17 protein-coding genes and 1 pseudogene are annotated in these 17,864 nt (G+C 44.6%); 9 read left to right on the top strand and 9 right to left on the bottom strand.

Annotated features, from left to right (window positions below):
• Positions 1 to 18: 18 nt before the first annotated feature.
• The 3 genes from LIX84_RS07635 to LIX84_RS07645 all read right to left on the bottom strand — a co-directional run bounded on the left by LIX84_RS07635 (position 19) and on the right by LIX84_RS07645 (position 3,650).
• Positions 19 to 255, bottom strand: a complete 237-nt coding sequence (locus tag LIX84_RS07635; RefSeq protein WP_031812766.1) for a hypothetical protein — start codon at positions 253 to 255, stop codon at positions 19 to 21.
• 2 nt (positions 256 to 257) lie between these two features.
• Entirely contained in the window at positions 258 to 2,804 is a 2,547-nt protein-coding gene (locus LIX84_RS07640) for an S-type pyocin domain-containing protein (protein WP_226421023.1), read from the bottom strand.
• A gap of 537 nt (positions 2,805 to 3,341) precedes the next feature.
• Complete coding sequence (locus LIX84_RS07645; RefSeq protein ID WP_102508044.1) at positions 3,342 to 3,650, bottom strand: ArsR/SmtB family transcription factor; 309 nt, start codon at positions 3,648 to 3,650, stop codon at positions 3,342 to 3,344.
• Positions 3,651 to 3,902: 252 nt separating this feature from the next.
• On the opposite strand from LIX84_RS07645, the gene LIX84_RS07650 reads away from it, so the two are divergent.
• Both LIX84_RS07650 and LIX84_RS07655 read left to right on the top strand, forming a co-directional pair.
• Positions 3,903 to 4,952, top strand: coding sequence for a permease (locus tag LIX84_RS07650; protein WP_226421024.1), 1,050 nt, complete (start codon positions 3,903 to 3,905; stop codon positions 4,950 to 4,952).
• A gap of 491 nt (positions 4,953 to 5,443) precedes the next feature.
• Positions 5,444 to 5,581: pseudogene (locus LIX84_RS07655) on the top strand (thioredoxin-dependent thiol peroxidase); the annotation flags it as partial.
• Positions 5,582 to 5,657: 76 nt separating this feature from the next.
• Here the strand turns inward: LIX84_RS07655 and LIX84_RS07660 are convergent.
• Entirely contained in the window at positions 5,658 to 6,731 is a 1,074-nt protein-coding gene (locus LIX84_RS07660) for an AI-2E family transporter (RefSeq protein WP_006741685.1), read from the bottom strand.
• 1 nt (position 6,732) lies between these two features.
• Positions 6,733 to 6,969, bottom strand: coding sequence for a sulfurtransferase TusA family protein (locus LIX84_RS07665; RefSeq protein ID WP_046875522.1), 237 nt, complete (start codon positions 6,967 to 6,969; stop codon positions 6,733 to 6,735).
• A 257-nt stretch (positions 6,970 to 7,226) separates the two neighbouring features.
• On the opposite strand from LIX84_RS07665, the gene LIX84_RS07670 reads away from it, so the two are divergent.
• Genes LIX84_RS07670 through LIX84_RS07685 form a run of 4 tightly spaced genes read left to right on the top strand, consistent with a single transcriptional unit; the run spans position 7,227 to position 10,078 of the window.
• Complete coding sequence (locus LIX84_RS07670) at positions 7,227 to 8,678, top strand: beta-barrel assembly-enhancing protease (RefSeq protein WP_012841513.1); 1,452 nt, start codon at positions 7,227 to 7,229, stop codon at positions 8,676 to 8,678.
• Between the two features lie 16 nt (positions 8,679 to 8,694).
• The gene (arsC, locus tag LIX84_RS07675) at positions 8,695 to 9,045 is read left to right on the top strand and encodes an arsenate reductase (glutaredoxin) (RefSeq protein ID WP_005380410.1); all 351 of its coding nucleotides are present in this window, start codon (positions 8,695 to 8,697) and stop codon (positions 9,043 to 9,045) included.
• Positions 9,046 to 9,615 (top strand): NAD(P)H:quinone oxidoreductase, encoded by a 570-nt coding sequence (gene wrbA, locus LIX84_RS07680; RefSeq protein ID WP_012841512.1) that lies wholly within the window; start codon positions 9,046 to 9,048, stop codon positions 9,613 to 9,615.
• Positions 9,616 to 9,637: 22 nt separating this feature from the next.
• A complete protein-coding gene (locus LIX84_RS07685) occupies positions 9,638 to 10,078 on the top strand; it encodes a DUF2069 domain-containing protein (protein WP_012841511.1) in 441 nt (146 codons plus the stop codon).
• 140 nt (positions 10,079 to 10,218) lie between these two features.
• Here LIX84_RS07685 and LIX84_RS07690 read toward each other — a convergent pair whose 3' ends face one another.
• Positions 10,219 to 11,427 carry a DUF2066 domain-containing protein gene (locus LIX84_RS07690; RefSeq protein WP_226421025.1) on the bottom strand — a complete coding sequence of 403 codons (1,209 nt, stop codon included), beginning with the start codon at positions 11,425 to 11,427 and terminating at the stop codon, positions 10,219 to 10,221.
• A gap of 365 nt (positions 11,428 to 11,792) precedes the next feature.
• Here LIX84_RS07690 and LIX84_RS07695 point away from each other — a divergent pair, with 365 nt between their 5' ends.
• Positions 11,793 to 13,046: a uracil-xanthine permease family protein gene (locus tag LIX84_RS07695; RefSeq protein ID WP_226421026.1), complete on the top strand. Its 1,254-nt coding sequence runs from the start codon at positions 11,793 to 11,795 to the stop codon at positions 13,044 to 13,046.
• 121 nt (positions 13,047 to 13,167) lie between these two features.
• Here the strand turns inward: LIX84_RS07695 and upp are convergent, their stop codons facing one another.
• Positions 13,168 to 13,794 carry a uracil phosphoribosyltransferase gene (gene upp, locus LIX84_RS07700; RefSeq protein WP_041852906.1) on the bottom strand — a complete coding sequence of 209 codons (627 nt, stop codon included), beginning with the start codon at positions 13,792 to 13,794 and terminating at the stop codon, positions 13,168 to 13,170.
• Positions 13,795 to 13,973: 179 nt separating this feature from the next.
• Between upp and purM the strand changes: the two genes are divergently transcribed.
• Both purM and purN read left to right on the top strand, forming a co-directional pair.
• Positions 13,974 to 15,014: a phosphoribosylformylglycinamidine cyclo-ligase gene (gene purM, locus LIX84_RS07705; protein WP_109169633.1), complete on the top strand. Its 1,041-nt coding sequence runs from the start codon at positions 13,974 to 13,976 to the stop codon at positions 15,012 to 15,014.
• Between the two features lie 151 nt (positions 15,015 to 15,165).
• Positions 15,166 to 15,822, top strand: a complete 657-nt coding sequence (purN, locus tag LIX84_RS07710; protein WP_226421027.1) for a phosphoribosylglycinamide formyltransferase — start codon at positions 15,166 to 15,168, stop codon at positions 15,820 to 15,822.
• 370 nt (positions 15,823 to 16,192) lie between these two features.
• On the opposite strand, the gene LIX84_RS07715 is transcribed toward purN, so the two are convergent.
• Both LIX84_RS07715 and lpcA read right to left on the bottom strand, forming a co-directional pair.
• Positions 16,193 to 17,038, bottom strand: a complete 846-nt coding sequence (locus LIX84_RS07715) for a class II glutamine amidotransferase (protein WP_006741678.1) — start codon at positions 17,036 to 17,038, stop codon at positions 16,193 to 16,195.
• A 51-nt stretch (positions 17,039 to 17,089) separates the two neighbouring features.
• Positions 17,090 to 17,665, bottom strand: a complete 576-nt coding sequence (lpcA, locus tag LIX84_RS07720) for a D-sedoheptulose 7-phosphate isomerase (RefSeq protein WP_005380392.1) — start codon at positions 17,663 to 17,665, stop codon at positions 17,090 to 17,092.
• Positions 17,666 to 17,864: the final 199 nt, after the last annotated feature.

Genomic DNA, 17,864 nt, shown 5'->3' on the forward strand with positions numbered 1-17,864 from the left:
AGCAAAGTAAAGCTTATATTAAGCATCATCTTGAGCGTATTTGATGACTCGCTCGACAGTGATCTCGGGAACATCTTCAAATAATTCTTGCAGTATAAATACCTCTAAAAAGTAGTCATACCCTTCCGGTGAGCTTCCATCCTCTGGCTCTGCGCAAAGTAAAATATGGGATTCAGGATTCCATGCACTGTCAATGTAAATGGTTAAATCAGGATCCAAGCTTGCAACATCAAGCATTAACTCTCTTAATTTCATTTTTATTTCCCCCATATCGAGTAGCCCCCCTTGTTATCTGGATGAAGTACTTTCCACTCTTCACTACCAATTGTGTGTTGTTCTCTTGGGACTAAAACCATGCTGCCTTTTTCTCTTTCATGATGCCATGTCCAACCTTTTGGAGGTCGTCTAGGAGCTAGGCCTGTAGCTGTTCTCTCTAGTTTTATATTCAAGGATTCCATCTGAGATGCAAATTCTGGATCTGTTTCCATCATCTTCAAGAGGTTCTCATTAGCTTCTTGAAAGTGACGAGCTCTCGAAACACCAGGATATGAATTCGGTGACAAAAACGTTTTAAATCCTGATGAGTAAGCATTTTCACTATATACAATATAAAGAGGAACGATACCTGAGCTTTCAGGGAATACCAAGATCGCATCACGCCAGTCTTTCTCTTCAGGCGCAGGCGTAACGGTGACGTTCGCATCGCTATCCGAGTGGATTGGCGTGACCAGTATATCGTCTTTTTCAAACCCATCACTATGATCGGGGGTAGTTTGCCAACTTGCTTCACCGTTTTCTTCTGGAGTCCAATATATGGTTGGTCCGTTCTCTTCAATCGCAACGGACAACTGACCATTGTTCCCTTGTTTCACATATTTGATGGGGATTCGTGTGTCATCTACATGATAGCCCTGTACGTGCGGATAAAACTCACCATCTTGGGGCTCGGTAATGTGGACACGAACGCGGCTTTGCGCCGTGGTTACTTGGCGTAAATCTTGGTCTGTGTATTGGGTGTTATCGCCAAATAAGCTTTGCTGCATGGCAAACAAAGCGCCAATACCTTCGACCTGCCAGCAGTAGCCCTCGACGATTTTGTCTTTCAATGTGCCGGCCAGTTTATCTAACTGCATCGCTGCGGTTTGGGTTTGCTGCATTTGCTCTGGGGAACCGGCGACAGCTGCGGAACTGCCCATAGCCATTTGTGCTTGTGTCGCTTGAATGGCGGGTATGACAGCAGCTGGGTTTGCATTGGCTTGTGCAAAGAAGAATGACCAAGGACCAAAGTTACTTATTGACTCTTGTTGGTCGCCAATTTCAATACATCCCTCTGGTCTGGTGCAGGATTTAGCGAACACGAGCGAGCTTGTGGCGTCTTTTAAATTGAGGATTACCACATCGCCTTCTATACAATCGGCAGTGTTAATGGCTCTATATTTGGTCAACCCGAGCAATGGATCACTGTGCTGATAATGACTGTTGCGGATGTTGTTGTAAGTTTGTGGGCGCAGCGGCGGAAAGGTATTCTTTTTGTCCGGTGCTTGTTGTTGCTGTTTCTCAGAAACAATAATTTCATCACCTACCGCAAGTGACAGAGGGTCGGCCTCAAACACTGGGTTAAGCAAGAGCAAGGCTTTAGCTCCCATACCATATAGTTCAGCGATGCTTTGCCAGTTTTCCCCTACCGTTACGGTGTGCGTCGCTGCGGTTTGTTCCGCTTGCGTCTCATCGTTGTTACCTTCTGAGCGCGCTTCTTCCGGCTGTTTGACCGCATCAAACAATGCGGGGATATCCAACTTTATCCCGTTTTCACACAGCCAATCTTCACTGAGATTATCGAGCTCTTCACGCGTGATTTGTCGCTCAAGATAAATGATGTATTGATTTTCGATGATTTGATCGGCTAATTTCCAATACACCAAAATAGCGCTTTGGTCTTTAGTAAAACCACGCTCGTCATTGAGCTTGTCTTGTGTCGATTGCGTAGCGTAAAACGCCCATTTTTCTTCCCCAAGAATTTTGTATTCTTGGACAAGTTCACCATCATTAAAGTGGTAGTAATAGCCTTCTGTAGGCAAACCTAAACGTTCACCCAATCGCACTGCAGGGACAACAGGTATAAAACCTTCCTCAGCTTTATGGCTGCCGGCTTTTTGTAATGTGACGGCTTCCAATGGTGTCAGTCCGAGATTGTCATCAGCGATGTGGATATTTAAACGCTTTGGCTCATCAAACACACATAACGCTGTGTAGCGGGTGCCTTGCTCGGTATTGGCTTGCTCCCAACGGGTCACCGCGTTCTCTTTTTCAGTTTTCGCTAAAGCAAAGTCACTGTGCACCATTTTCTTTATGGTGGTATCCGAGCATCCGACTTCGAAGCTGTACTCAAACTCCTTGATTAGTTCCTCTTCACTTTCGGTTGCGATTGGCGGCAACGTGTAAACTTGTTCGGGCGTCGAGGTTTCCAAGATACAAGAGCGGTAACCTCCCGTTGTTCTGGTGGTTTTCGTTATTGCTAACAAATTATTAGCCGCATCATCCGAAAGTTCAGAGATAACCTCAGAATTCAGCCGCCAAGTTTTAGGACCTATTGGGTCGTTGTAACTAAGTAGAGCGGGAATTTGAGGCGTATCACTCACGAGTGCGAGATTACCTTCGTAGAGATGCTGCTTTAGCTGTTCAAAAGTAAGATGTGAAGGAATAGCAGAGGCGATATCCGCTTCCGAAATATTATGGAAGTTGCCCTCTATCAATCCAAATTCATGAGACATTACTTCCGACAGTGGAAGAACTTTATAGGACACACAAATACCTAAAGTGAATACTAGTTATCACGGCAATAAGCAGTAAGCATGCCATTAACTTTCTTCTGCAAAATCAGCTAGGTAGGATGATAGTAGTGTATGCCGATACAATTTTTTGTTTATCGAGCCAAAAAGTTGGGTATAAATCCAAAAAGTTGGTCGGTGTTGGCTGTAGTCTTTGTGTACGGTAGCTGTTTAGCTGAAGCGATACATATGGTGTTTTTACCCGTGAATACATTCGTAGTGGGCACGTTGTGGATGTAATAGTTCTAAGAAGGCTTTGCCCCGAAGTTTGCCAGCAAGATTTGAAGCCGATAAATTTTGTCCCTGATTTATCGGTACTGCCCGAGCGAACGGAAGCAAAGATTCGGTGAAAGGTTTCTCCCAGAAACAGTCACTTCTTAACATTTCTAGCCACCATTCATATTTGCATATCTATGCAAACCAGAAACACTAAGATATATCGAATAGATTTTATAGAGTCGCAGCGGTGTTCATCAGGTGTTTGATAGACTGGTAAACACTAACAATGTGCTATCAGGATTCATTATCGTATTGCCCCTCATTGAGACAACACTCATCGCGTAAGAAGCTAATTACAGTATTCAGGCATTCGTATTCCGCCACGCAGTACAAAGTACGACCTTCACGTCGCTGACTGATCAGCCCTGCTGAAGAAAGGCTCGAAACATGATGAGAAAGGGTTGATGCTGGAATACCGAGTATATTTTGAATACTACCTACGGCAATTCCCTGGTATCCAGCTTTCACCACCTCTTTATAGATGCACAAACGGGTAGGATGCCCAAGTTCTTTTAGCGCTTTTGCTATAGTTTCAAGTTCCATAAAGGCCACTTAGAATTACACTTGATAAATTTATTTCGATAATAATGGAAATAAACACAAATGGCAAATAATGAACCAGTAAGGCCGTAACATGTTGATAAATAGTGGAATTCTATTTATTTTGAATAATTTCGAAATATTTTCATTGACTCGATAAACTTTATTTCTATAATTCGAGAATAATGGAAATGAGGTGTTCAACCTCATTACGGTATTCACAGTTAGTGATAAAGCATCAATCGGAGAATCAATATGAACCCAGAAATCTTGAGCATGGCAAAGGAAACGCTTGATATGTTTGCTTTTCTGGCAACAGAGCTAATCATCCTGTTCCTAGCAATCAGCTATATTGTCGGTGTGTTACAAGACTTTCTTACACCAGAAAAAATTCAATCTATCCTGAGCTCGAAAAATGGTAAAGGATACTTTATCGCGGCTTTATTAGGCTCGATTACACCTTTCTGCTCATGTTCAACCATTCCTTTCCTTAAAGGTTTGTTGCGTGCAAAAGCGGGTTTTGGCCCAATGATGGTGTTCCTGTTTGCAAGCCCACTACTTAATCCAGTAATCATTGGTTTGTTTGTGGTGACCTTCGGATGGAAAATAGCAATATTCTATTTTTCTATCGCGATGACAGTATCAGTAGTTGCGGGCTACGTGCTTGAAAAACTTGGCTTTGAGCGTTACGTAAAACCAGAAGCGTACGAAGCAGTAGGCGCGTCTGCTTGCGGCACATCTTGTAGTGATTCAAGTGAGAAAAAAGCAGTAGATAAATCAGCACCATTAGCGGCAAAAAACTCTTGCTGTGGTGATAGTGAACCAAAAGTTGAAGTATCCTGCTGCTCAGCAGATGGCAGTGCGGCAGCGACGATCGTTGAGGAGAAGGAATCAGGCCGTTGGTTACGTATTTGGCATTCAACGTGGAAAGACTTCAAACAAGTATTCCCATATCTAATGCTAGGCATTGCAATCGGGTCTTTCATCTACGGATTTATCCCGACAGATCTGATTGCTGAATATGCAGGTGAAGCAACATGGTATGCGATTCCAGTCGCAGCAATCATTGGTATTCCATTGTACATACGTGCTGAAGCCGTTATTCCACTAAGTGCAGCACTGGTGAAAAAGGGTATGGCATTAGGCTCAGTAATGGCACTTATCATCGGTAGCGCAGGCGCAAGTCTTACAGAAGTGATTTTGTTGAAATCTATCTTTAAGAACCAAATGATTGCAGCTTTCCTGTTTGTCATACTGACTATGGCAATGGCAGCAGGTTATCTATATAGCTCTATCATCGCCTAAGCTAAGTAAAAAGCCTCATGTTGCTTCTTGTTGAGCTTTTCAAGAGGCAATAATTGCATGTTCTACGAACAATTCTGCATAAAGTAAATCCTAAACGACAGAGCACAGGTGAACGTTTCTGTCCATTTCCTGTAACGCCGACAACGGTGGTCTTTGACGTTTTAGGATGCCAGAAGCTATCAGAAGGGTAGAAATCAGCCCGTTGCCGTAACTCAGAAATGTCCAAAAGTGAGTTGGATGACAAGTGTATATGTGTGTGATCGCCAAGCGATCCCATCGTAATGACTATCAACCTATAGCAACACCTTAGTTTTTATGACAAGTTTACGCTTGGAAAAGCGTCAAAATCAGCCCGATTTACAAAAAATTATGACAACTGCTATAATTGAGGTTCAGTAAGAGAAATTATTAACCTAACTCACTGTTAAAGAGAGAGTTTGTTATAAATCGTCAGAAGTTGAGTCTGAAAAAATTTCCAAGGGTAAATTTGCATGGGTAAAGTATACGATGGTCTTCACCGCATTAGCTTCCTGATCAATGAAGAAGGCGTAATTGAACACGTGTTCAACAAGTTCAAAACCAAAGATCACCACGAAGTCGTATTAAATTACCTGAACGAAAACGCATAAGCGCGATCCGTTCTCAAATAACAAAAAGCCCAGCAAACTGCTGGGCTTTCTTTTGAGCATTGTACTTTGGTAACGCCTACTCTTGTTCGACTGGTTCGTTTTCTTCCGTACTTGGTAAGGCATGCCATACAGCTTTAACTAGTGTCGCCAACGGAATGGCGAAGAATACGCCCCAAAAACCCCACAAGCCACCGAAGACTAACACTGCCACAATGATGGCAACTGGGTGTAAATTTACCGCCTCAGAAAACAGAACAGGAACCAACACATTACCATCCAGCGCTTGGATAATACCGTAGGCAAGCAGCAACCAATAAAACGGAGGCGCAAGACCCCATTGGAACAGACCAACGATGGCGACAGGCACAGTTACAGCTGCCGCGCCGATATAAGGAATTAACACCGATAGACCGACTGCTACGGCAAGCAGCGCCGAATAGCGAAGATCTAAAATGGCAAAAGTCACGTAGCTCACGCCACCCACGATTAAAATCTCGAGCACTTTTCCGCGAATGTAATTAGAGATCTGCTCGTTCATTTCATGCCAAACTTTATTCGCGAGTTTACGGTTTTTCGGCAAAACACCACTCGCGATTCTTAGCATCTCTTCTTTGTCTTTCAGTAAGAAGAAGATAAGTAGTGGCACTAAAATCAGGTATACCGCTAGCGTCGCAATACTGACTAATGACGCAAGTGAGCCTTTTACTACACTCTCACCAAGTCCCAACGCTTGGTTTTTGGCATTTGTCACCACGGTTTCTACAATTTCTAAGTTTGCTAACTCAGGATGACGTTCTGGTAACGTGACAATAAACTTTTGTAACCCGTTGTACATGTTTGGAATATCGTTAATTAGATTACCGACCTGAGTCCAAATCGTCGGAACCAAACCAAACAAAGCGATCAACATCAATCCGACGAACATTAAGATCACGATGATGACCGACAAAGTGCGCGGCACGCCCATGCGACACATTTTTACGACTGGCCATTCAAGTAAATAAGCCAAAACGATCGCGACAAGCAATGGCGCAATCAAATGCCCAAAGAAGTAAATGGTGATAAAACCAAACAGCAAGATCGCGACGAGACTTACTGCATGAGGGTCTGAGAAACGTCGTTTATACCAACGACTAACCATTTCAAACATCTTATGCGGATTCCTTATTGAATACAGTCAATGTGTAGTGCTCTGATGTAGATTGGCAATCAACTGAGTACCCTTGGGCACTGAGATAGTTCACAATGTCTCGTTTAGAGCTGTTATCCACCACTTGAATAACAAGTTGATGATACTGCTGCGTTTCTCCTTGAAAGACTTCAGCAGCGTGACGCTTTGCAAGTAACAGTGCCATAGGGCAACGTTGTTCACGCAAATCAAGTAACATGGATTCCATTGTATTGCTCTGCACTTATGATAGGGTTGTATTGTAACGGCTTTTTGAGCTGGTGCTAGCACTTCTGACATGATTTAACCACATGCTGAAATGACTCGGATATAAAATAATTTACGAAACCAATTCATTTATTTCCGGTCTTATTGCTAGCTTATATCCTCGCGGATAACCAAAACGCATGTGGCGCTGTTGAGAGGTTCTCAGCCTCTAACCACATGCTTATGTATTTTGGAGAACCTTTTAAACGTATGTTAAAACGCACTCGCTCGCTAGTTTGCTTATGTCTTGCAGCTGCAATCAGTTCGCCGACAACTTATGCCAATAGCATTGACTTGCCAGACATTGGTACGGCTGCTGGTGGTACGCTCTCAATAGACCAAGAGTTAATTTACGGCGACGCCTATATGCGTATGCTCAGAGCCAGTAAACCTATCGTTAATGATCCTGTTATCAATGAGTATATTGATGCTCTCGGGCACAGATTAGTAGCCAATGCGAACGATGTAAAAACGCCGTTTCACTTCTTTATGATTCGCGACCGCAATATTAACGCGTTCGCGTTTTTTGGTGGTTACGTAGCGTTGCACTCTGGGTTGTTTCTTCATGCGCGTTCAGAAAGTGAGTTGGCCTCTGTTGTTGCTCACGAGATTGCGCACGTCACACAACGCCACCTTGCGCGCAGCATGGAAGAGCAAGCACGTCGCTCTCCGGCCACATTAGCTGCACTCGCTGGCGCATTACTGCTTTCGATTGCCTCACCAGAAGCGGGGATGGCTGCAATTACGGCGGCAACCGCAGGTAACATGCAAAGCCAAATCAACTACACTCGCGCGAATGAAAAAGAAGCGGATCGCTTTGGTATTTCAACACTGGCAAAAGCTGGTTTTGATGTTCAAGCAATGCCACGTTTTTTTGGCCGTCTTGCAGATGAATATCGTTATGCGAGTAAACCGCCGCCAATGCTACTGACTCACCCACTACCTGAAGATCGAATTACCGATAGCCGTGCACGAGCAAGGACCTATCCACCAATGCGAGTTGTGCCTTCAATAGACTATCACCTAGCGCGTGCGCGCATTGTTGCGCGGTACGCCGGCATTGACGGACAAGCTGCTTTAGGCTGGTTTGAGCGAACTCAAAAGAAAGCCTCTGCGGACATCACACCTGCTTTTGACTATGGGCGAGCACTCGTACATTTAGACAGCAAACGCTTGTCTCAAGCGGAACCTATTTTGAAAAAGTTGCTGGAGCAGGACCCAAGTAACCCGTTCTACCTGGATGCTATGACGGATTTATATATCGAGAAGAAGCAGCCAGAAAAAGCAACCGAGATGCTCCGTAAAGCGTTATCTCGGAACCCTCAAAATAAAGTATTGACCATTAACTATGCCAATGCGCTACTTGAGGACAATAAAAACGATCAAGCCACGCGAGTTCTTCAGCGATACACTCATGATTATCCTGAAGATACAAATGGCTGGCACCTAATATCGAAGAGCTACCACGCGCTAGGACGTAGTGATGAAGAGTTGGCTGCGCGAGCGGAAATTTTGGCGTTGCGAGCAAACTGGAATAAAGCGATTCAATATTATAGTGAAGCAAGTAAAATGGCCAAGTTGGGCAGCTTAGAGCAAGCTCGATACGATGCCCGTATTGACCAACTTATGATCCAAAGAGATCGATTCATGGCATTACAATAACGAAATGGAGAAAACCATGTCAGTCGTGATTTATCACAACCCTCGTTGCTCAAAGAGCCGTCAAACACTTGAACTGCTTGAGCAAAATGGTGTTACACCGGAAGTCGTCAAATACCTAGACACACCACTTAACGTAGATGAGCTAAAAGCGCTGTACGCACAACTTGGCTTTTCATCTGTACGTGAAATGATGCGCACCAAAGAAAGCGAATACAAAGAACTTGGCCTAGGCGAAGACTCTGTTAGCGATGAGCAATTGTTCGAAGCAATGGCGAAAAATCCAAAATTATTTGAGCGTCCGGTGGTAGTTGCCAACGGCAAAGCGAAAATTGGTCGACCACCAGAGCAAGTGTTGGATATTCTATAAATGGATTGCCAGATCCTTATTTTGTATTTCAGCCGTCACGGCTCGACAAAACAACTGGCAAGACAGATAGCAAGAGGAGTCGAATCGACTCCTCAATGCCAAGCAATTTTGCGTACAGTTGAAGAATTGTCACCTCACTCACACTCCCCTTCTGATCCAATTGTTACTCTAGAGGAACTGAAAACGTGCGACGGTCTAGCGTTTGGCAGTCCCGTCTGGTTTGGCAACATGGCTGCGCCTTTAAAGCACTTCTGGGATCAGACTACATCTTTATGGGTCAGTGGTGACTTAATCGATAAGCCAGCTTGTGTCTTTACCTCTTCCTCTTCGATGCATGGCGGTCAAGAAACAACGTTACAAAGCATGATGACCCCTTTATTGCATCACGGGATGATGGTTTTGGGCATTCCTTATGCCGAACCAGAGCTACACACTACGCAGTCCGGAGGCACTCCGTATGGCGCCAGCAGTGTAGGCCATGAGGCAACCCTCAGCAGTGAAGAGATTCGTCTGGCACAACAATTAGGCAAAAGGCTGGCAACTGCAGCGTTAAAACTAAAAGTCTGTTAGTAAAATCAAGGATAGTTAATCGATGTCTGACTCTTTAGACCAAACACCACTCGGTACACAGGCTAAAACCTATCGTTACCTGGCTTTATTTGGCAACTTAGCCTTATTAGCCTGGGTCGCTATTTGGCAGCTTGCGTTGTCCCCTCACCCTCACCTCAGCAGCACAACACTTGCTATTGCTTGGTGTATTCCGCTATTACTTCCGTTGCCTGGTATTTTGGCCGGCAAGCCTTACACTCATGCTTGGGCTAACTTTGTTCTTATGCTGTATTTCTTGCATGCGCTGACCATTCTTTATGTGGATGGTGGAGAACGTTGGCTTGCGGCAGTAGAGTTGCTCCTGACTTCACTCGGTTTCGCTGGCAATATTTTGTTTGCTAGAGCGAGAGGCAAAGAGCTAGGTCTTAAGTTGAAACGCCTCTCTCAAGTAGAAAAAGAAGAAAAAGCGAAATTCAATAAATAACGCCAATCGCAGTCAATCACTGAGCATTGGTTCGAATACGAATTTAGAAAACAAAAAGAGTCGCTATTGCGACTCTTTTTTACGCTTACCACATTGGTGTTTGATCCTTGCGCTTCACGCCTGGAAAGCTATCAATGCGATTACGATGCCGAGCGCCACTCGTAGATCAAGTCATACTGTTCTCGGACAGGCTCCACAATCATCGGCTGAGTTGGTTGCGTTTCGTCCTTTGCTTCCGCCGCGATATCCGCAGGCACTTCAGACTGCACTTTTTCTACCATAGCTGTATCTTTAGCTTCATTTATCGGAGCAATTGGCTCTGCTTCTTGAGTTAAAGCTGGTGCATCAACTTCACCCAAAGGATCTTCAAAAACCATTAATTGAGAAATAGAAGAAGCTTCTTTCTCAAAAGCTTGTTGAGATGCCAAAAGATGGATGTTGAGCGTCAGCTCATCACCTTGGACACGCTTAATTTCCGTACCAGCAACCGAATTAAGTTGTTTTAACGCATTCTCTAAACGGAAGAAGTCCGTGGCAGACGTTACATTAAGGACTTTCACCGCCAACGCTTTTGAAGATTTTCCAGATACTACTACTGCGCTCTTACTCGCGTAATAGTCAGCGATGCCATCAACCATCTCAGCAATGGCATTGGCGCCTGATGCGGAACCGTTACGCGGAGAGCGCTGTGCTTCAACAATTCTCATTGGTGATTGATCGTATAACGTCCAGCGAATTTGTTCACCTTGAGCGCGCACAACTAAAACGGCATCCGCTGGGTAGCGCTGGCTCGCTTGGCCAATTGGCTCAATAAAGCCGCCCCAAAGATCAGAAACATTAACACCAGTTACATCATCAAAATCACCAACCGGGATCGTGATCGGCAAGCCTCTCGATTTCGCAGCACTGCGAAGTGCTACAGCGTTTGAAGAGTCGGAATGCTCCCAAGCAATATTACGATCGTATCCCTGTTCTTCCACCATCCAAACCAAAATATTGGCACGATTTGGCGACCAAGATGGCAATTGAGCTTGTGTTAAAAGCGAGCTGATTTGGTCGCTGTTAAACAACATTTTTAAGCTCGCTTTTCCATCAACCTGCCCATAGCTCAGTTGGGAAATGTAACGCGCACTTGAACCAAGTGCCTTTTTTATCACTGGATTGCTTAAAGAGGATTGAGAACCGGTCGCTCGAACAATCACATCCTGCATACCTTGTTGACGAGCCAGAGACTCACCGTCGTTCTGCTCACTGTCGATAACCACTTCGGCACGATAGATATCCACCTGAGTTAATGCATATACTGGTAGGGACAACCAACCTATCAGTAAGAGAGCTAAATAGCGCATAGTTTTTATAATCCTCTGAACAAGAACCCGAATAATAAGCAACTATCAAATCTTGAGCAAGGCAAGTACTGAGTAAATTGTCTGTATTATGACCAGCTTTGTTAACTCGGGTCTCAATGAGCACTCTAGTGTTGTTTTTCATAATAAACTCATTGCTTATCCAGCTATCTCAACAAGTTAGACAGTTCGTTTTTCATCGTCACGCAAGACTCGTAAAAGAGGCCAATTTGCAAGCAACTAACTCTCAAAAACGCTATTTATGGGAAAGATTCAATCGAAAGTTTGATCCATGCAACGTTGCAAACGATTGCAGGATGATAGTATTCGCCGGATTTGTCTGCGTATCTTGAAAATAGGGAATTATTATGAAAAACGCGTTACAAGGCGCTCAAATGCTCTTTGTCGCTTTTGGTGCTTTGGTGCTTGTGCCGCTGCTAACTGGCCTTGATCCAAATGTCGCCCTCTTTGGTGCCGGTGTCGGTACTCTCCTCTTCCAATTAATGACTAAACGTTCTGTTCCCATCTTCCTTGCCTCTTCTTTTGCGTTTATTGCTCCTATTATGTTCGGTATCCAAACTTGGGGTATCGGCGCAACGATGGGCGGCTTAATGGCAGCGGGCCTGGTTTATGTGGCTCTAGGGGCGATGATCAAAGTGCGTGGTGTTGGATTTATCCATAAAATTCTCCCGCCTGTTGTCGTTGGCCCTGTGATCATGGTGATTGGTCTTGGCCTTGCTCCAACAGCAGTGAATATGGCGGTAGGTAAAACCGGTGATGGTGCTGCACAGCTTGTTAATGGTGATGCTGCGATCATCATCTCGGCGGTCTCACTGCTCACAACCATTGTACTAAGCGTGTTTGCAAAAGGCTTCTTGAAGCTCGTTCCTATTGTTGGTGGTATTCTTGCTGGTTACTCTGTTTCTCTATTCTATGGGGTGGTTGATTTCACTCCAGTAACACAAGCGGCTTGGCTAGCTATGCCAAACTTCACCGCGCCAGAGTTCAACATAAACGCAATCTTGTTCATGATTCCTGTCGCTATCGCACCTGCGGTAGAGCACGTAGGTGACATGCTTGCTATCTCAAACGTTACAGGTAAAAACTACCTGAAAAAACCTGGCCTTCATCGCACAATCGCAGGTGACGGGGTGGCAACTATCGCAGCCTCGATGGTGGGTGCTCCACCAAACACCACTTACAGTGAAGTTACAGGAGCGGTAATGCTAACCAAAGCATTTAACCCTGTGATCATGACTTGGGCTGCGATCACTGCAATCGTACTTGCATTGGTAGGTAAGCTAGGCGCGATTCTTCAAACGATTCCAGTTCCTGTCATGGGTGGCATCATGATTCTGCTGTTCGGCTCTATCGCCACGGTAGGACTTAATACACTGATCAAGAATAACGTTGATTTACATAAGTCTCGTAACCTAGTGATCGTTGCCGTAACACTTGTATTTGGTATTGGCGGTATGGCTTTCGGTATTGGCGAGTTCAGCCTACAAGGTGTGAGCCTATGCGGTATCGTGGCAATTATTCTTAACCTTGTGCTACCAAACGATTTAGGTGAAAACCACGTTGTAGATAACGCACAAATGGAAGAAGAGAACGCGAAATAGTGCGTCTGCGCTGCTTTACTGAGTGGCGCATTTTATTCTTCTCGTATTATAGATATAAAAAAGGCTTGGTTTTCACCAAGCCTTTGTTTTTTCTGTTCAGTCGTAGTAATACATTAAAGAATTACTTAGTACCGAAGATCTTATCACCTGCATCACCTAGACCCGGTACGATGTAGCCTTTGTCATTTAGCTTCTCATCGATTGCAGCAGTGTATAGCTCCACATCTGGGTGTGCTTTTTCTAGCGCTTCAATACCTTCTGGTGCAGCAACAAGTACTAACACTTTGATTTGGTTACAACCTTTCTCTTTTAGAAGATCGATCGTAGCAATCATAGAACCACCTGTTGCAAGCATTGGGTCAACAACAAGCGCAATACGCTCATCGATGTTAGAAGCAAGCTTGTTGAAGTAAGGAACTGGCTCAAGTGTTTCTTCATCACGGTAAATACCAACAACACTGATACGTGCGCTTGGCATGTGCTCAAGAACACCGTCCATCATGCCTAGACCTGCACGTAGGATTGGTACTACGGTTACTTTTTTACCTTTAATTTGGTCTACTTCTACCGGACCGTTCCAACCATCAATGGTCACTTTTTCTGTTTCAAAGTCTGACGTTGCTTCGTAAGTAAGTAGGCTACCGACCTCAGTCGCTAACTCACGAAAACGTTTTGTGCTGATGTCACCTTCTCTCATTAGACCAATTTTATGTTTTACTAGAGGGTGCTTTACTTCAACAACTTTCATGTCCATCTCCGGCTATAGTTGGCAATATTTAAACAAACCTTCAGATTATACATGATTTTTACAGGGATATCAGGATAAATCACTAAAGAAAAAAACACACGCAAACGTTTGCTATCTATGTTTAAGCACTGTTAGAATAGCGCCGTTTTCATATCCAACTTAATACCGAGGACTTCCCTGTGAGTGGTAATAACTCTTCTCTTAGCTATAAAGACGCTGGTGTAGATATTGATGCAGGCAACGCGCTTGTGGATCGTATTAAGGGTGCGGTAAAACGTACTCGTCGCCCTGAAGTTATGGGTGGTATCGGTGGTTTTGGCGCGCTATGCGAATTGCCAACCAAATACAAACAACCTGTACTGGTTTCTGGTACTGATGGCGTAGGTACTAAGCTTCGCCTAGCACTGGATATGAACAAGCACGACACTATCGGCATCGACCTTGTTGCGATGTGTGTAAATGATCTTATCGTGCAAGGCGCAGAGCCACTGTTCTTCCTAGATTATTACGCAACTGGCAAGCTAGACGTTGATACCGCTGCGGATGTTGTTTCAGGTATCGCGGAAGGCTGTATTCAAGCAGGTTGTGCCCTAATTGGTGGCGAAACTGCGGAGATGCCTGGCATGTATGAAGGCGAAGACTACGACGTAGCTGGTTTCTGTGTTGGCGTAGTCGAAAAAGAAGACGTGATCGACGGCACGAAAGTCGCTGCTGGTGATGCACTTATCGCTGTTGGCTCAAGCGGCCCACACTCAAACGGTTACTCCCTTATCCGTAAAATCCTAGAAGTATCTGGTGCAGATAAGAACGAAGAACTAGCAGGTCGCACTATCGGTGAGCACCTACTAGAACCAACGAAGATTTACATCAAATCAGCACTTAAGATGATTGAGAAACACGACATCCATGCGATTTCTCATATCACTGGTGGTGGTTTCTGGGAAAACATCCCACGTGTGCTGCCTGAAGGCACAAAAGCAGTTATCGATGGTAACAGCTGGGAATGGCCAGTGATCTTCAAGTGGCTACAAGAGAAAGGCAATGTCGACACACACGAAATGTACCGTACATTCAACTGTGGTGTGGGTCTAATCGTTGCACTACCTAAAGACCAAGCGGAAGCCGCGGTTGCTCTTCTTCAAGAAGAAGGTGAAAACGCATGGGTGATTGGTCAAATCGCGCAAGCAGACGCGAATGAAGAGCAAGTTAAAATCCAATAATTTGCAAATCGAGCTCACAAGATAAAAAGAATGAGGACACTAGATGACTAGGTCCTCATTTTGCTATCTAGAACAATAAAAACCATTCTATTAGTAGGTAGTTTAGAAGCTACATAACTCCAACCTACAATACCAAGGCACTCTCGACATCATGAAAAACCATACCCTAAAAAACATTGCGGTCCTCATCTCGGGTAACGGAAGTAACCTGCAAGCTATCTTGGAAGCTTGCGAAAACAGCATGCCAAATGCACGAGTGGCTGCCGTGTTCTCTAACAAAGCCGATGCTTTGGGTTTAGAACGTGCAAAAAAGTTTGATGTAGACGGTCACTTTGTCGACCCTAAAGCATTCGACTCGCGTGAAAGCTTTGATGCAGAGCTAATGAGTCAAATCGATGAATACCAACCAGACGTGATTATTCTGGCGGGCTACATGCGTATTCTGAGCAGCGAGTTTGTTTCTCATTACATGGGTAAGATGATCAATATCCACCCTTCTCTTCTACCAAAATATCCTGGGCTACACACACACCAGAGAGCAATTGATGCTGGCGACAAAGAACATGGTACGAGTGTGCACTTTGTAACGGAAGAGCTTGATGGTGGCCCTGTCATACTGCAAGCAAAAGTTCCGGTGTTCGAAGACGATAATGCTAGTGTACTTGCAGCGCGTGTTCAGGCTCAGGAACACCGAATCTACCCTATGGTGGCTAAGTGGTTAGTAGATGAGCGCTTAATCATGAAGGATGGTAAAGCCTATTTAGATGGCGCAGAGCTTGGCACACACGGCTACGCCTCCGATGAGTAGTCCTGAACACCAAACTCCAAACACAAAAGAGCAGCCTGAGAGCTGCCTTTTGTTATTTTGAAACATATAAACTTGATTCAAGAAAGCCGTAGTGAGACTAGAAACCTAAAACCCAACATTCTAAAAAATCCCATAACCACTTGAGTAACACGACACTCGGAAAGTAGATTCTGAATCTGGTTCGTTCCTCACCGTTCAGAATGACGTGGTGTTTTATGAGAAATTTCTATCAGTTACGTCTTTCCAGCAAGCCTTAGCGAGACTAGGAGGCTAGAAAGTATGAGAGTTCACCAGTATCCGCATTCGGTTAAAAACGTATAAAATAAAGCTCGCGATTAAGCGAGCTTTACGAGTTGTTCCGAATTAACCGCTATTCTAACGGCTCAGTTGGCGCCTGATTGCCCGGTTTCGCCGCTGCAAACGGCACATTCACCAGTTCAGAGGCATTGTTTTTCACAAGTTCACCTAGGTGAAACAAGCCGTATTCGCCAGGCTTCATCCGCTGCCAAGCTTCATTGCCCGTTAAAGGTTGAGTCGCGATCACAGACACAATGTCGTGTGGCGTTGTTTCTTCTTGGAAGTTAATTTCCACATCTTCATCAAGCAAAGCGGCTTTACCAAACGGTGCGCGTCTCGTGATCCAATACAAGTGATTGGTGCAATACGTCATTACATACTCACCATCACTCAGAAGCATGTTAAATACACCCTTCTCTCTTAGCTCATCACAACATTTAGCAACATATAAGAATACCGATTCCATGTCCTTTGGCGGCTCAGGATATCGATCTTCCATTTGCTTCAGTAACCAACAAAAGGCCAGTTCGCTATCTGTCTCGCCGACAGGTCGGTGTCGACCCGTATGTAAGTCTTGATAGCCTGAGAGCTGACCGTTGTGCGCAAACGTCCAATACCTCCCCCACAGCTCACGTGTAAAAGGGTGAGTATTTTCTAAATTAACGCCGCCACGATTCGCCTGTCGGATATGGCTAACGACAGCGCGACTTTTGATGGGATAATTTTGCACTAACTCTGCAATTTGCGACTCACAACTTGGCTTGGGATCTTTGAAAGTTCGAAAACCTTTCCCTTCGTAGAAGGTAATTCCCCATCCGTCACGGTGTGGGCCAGTTCGACCTCCACGCTGCATGAGCCCGGTAAAACTGAAACAAATATCCGTCGGAACATTAGCGCTCATACCGAGCAATTCACACATGATTTAAAAAACTCCCTAACAACACAGCTCGAAAAGGTGGCTGTGAAACGACTATTCCATCTCTTTTTCAATCAACTGAATGATGATATGAATAATCTTAATATGAATTTCCTGAATGCGGTCCGCATAACCAAAGTGTGGCACGCGGATTTCAATATCGGCAAGCCCTGCCATTTTGCCGCCATCTTTGCCTGTTAGCGCAATCGTCTTCATGCCTTTCGCTTGCGCCGCTTCAATCGCTTTCAGGATGTTACCTGAGTTACCTGAAGTCGACAGACCAAACAGTACGTCACCTTTTCGGCCTACCGCTTCTACATAACGGGAAAACACGAAGTCATAACCAAAGTCATTACTCACGCAAGAAAGGTGGCTTGGATCTGAAATAGCAATACCAGCATAGCCAGGACGGTTTTCTCGGTAACGGCCTGTTAACTCTTCGGCAAAGTGCATCGAATCACAGTGAGAACCACCGTTACCACATGACAGTACTTTACCATCTTGCTTGAATGAGTCAGCAATCATTTTCGCCGCTGCTTCGATTTGCGCAATGTTATGGTCATCGCTTAAAAATTTGTTGAGCACTTCAGCAGCTTCGTTTAATTCACTTCTAATCAGATCATGGTACATAAGACGTTCTCTTTATTATTTCGGCTTCAGTCAGTCCTAGATTCACTGAGCAAATTGTTCTGATACCAATTTGGTATCGGACATTTCATAAACCTGAACTCGGGTTTGATTACTCTGAGTTTACCCACAAACGAGAATTAGTGTCGATAGTGAACCAACAGATTTAGATTGGTGATGGTAATAAACTTGTCAACTTGCT

Origin of the sequence: Vibrio sp. E14 (assembly GCF_020515785.1) — a bacterium.
Lineage (GTDB): Bacteria > Pseudomonadota > Gammaproteobacteria > Enterobacterales > Vibrionaceae > Vibrio > Vibrio diabolicus.

Coding starts and splice junctions, on each gene's coding strand:
- LIX84_RS07635 (WP_031812766.1), bottom strand. CDS start 255: ATGAAATTAAGAGAGTTAATGCTTGATGTTGCAAGCTTGGATCCTGAT.
- LIX84_RS07645 (WP_102508044.1), bottom strand. CDS start 3,650: ATGGAACTTGAAACTATAGCAAAAGCGCTAAAAGAACTTGGGCATCCT.
- LIX84_RS07650 (WP_226421024.1), top strand. CDS start 3,903: ATGAACCCAGAAATCTTGAGCATGGCAAAGGAAACGCTTGATATGTTT.
- LIX84_RS07660 (WP_006741685.1), bottom strand. CDS start 6,731: ATGTTTGAAATGGTTAGTCGTTGGTATAAACGACGTTTCTCAGACCCT.
- LIX84_RS07665 (WP_046875522.1), bottom strand. CDS start 6,969: ATGTTACTTGATTTGCGTGAACAACGTTGCCCTATGGCACTGTTACTT.
- LIX84_RS07670 (WP_012841513.1), top strand. CDS start 7,227: ATGTTAAAACGCACTCGCTCGCTAGTTTGCTTATGTCTTGCAGCTGCA.
- arsC (WP_005380410.1), top strand. CDS start 8,695: ATGTCAGTCGTGATTTATCACAACCCTCGTTGCTCAAAGAGCCGTCAA.
- wrbA (WP_012841512.1), top strand. CDS start 9,046: ATGGATTGCCAGATCCTTATTTTGTATTTCAGCCGTCACGGCTCGACA.
- LIX84_RS07685 (WP_012841511.1), top strand. CDS start 9,638: ATGTCTGACTCTTTAGACCAAACACCACTCGGTACACAGGCTAAAACC.
- LIX84_RS07690 (WP_226421025.1), bottom strand. CDS start 11,427: ATGCGCTATTTAGCTCTCTTACTGATAGGTTGGTTGTCCCTACCAGTA.
- LIX84_RS07695 (WP_226421026.1), top strand. CDS start 11,793: ATGAAAAACGCGTTACAAGGCGCTCAAATGCTCTTTGTCGCTTTTGGT.
- upp (WP_041852906.1), bottom strand. CDS start 13,794: ATGAAAGTTGTTGAAGTAAAGCACCCTCTAGTAAAACATAAAATTGGT.
- purN (WP_226421027.1), top strand. CDS start 15,166: ATGAAAAACCATACCCTAAAAAACATTGCGGTCCTCATCTCGGGTAAC.
- LIX84_RS07715 (WP_006741678.1), bottom strand. CDS start 17,038: ATGTGTGAATTGCTCGGTATGAGCGCTAATGTTCCGACGGATATTTGT.
- lpcA (WP_005380392.1), bottom strand. CDS start 17,665: ATGTACCATGATCTGATTAGAAGTGAATTAAACGAAGCTGCTGAAGTG.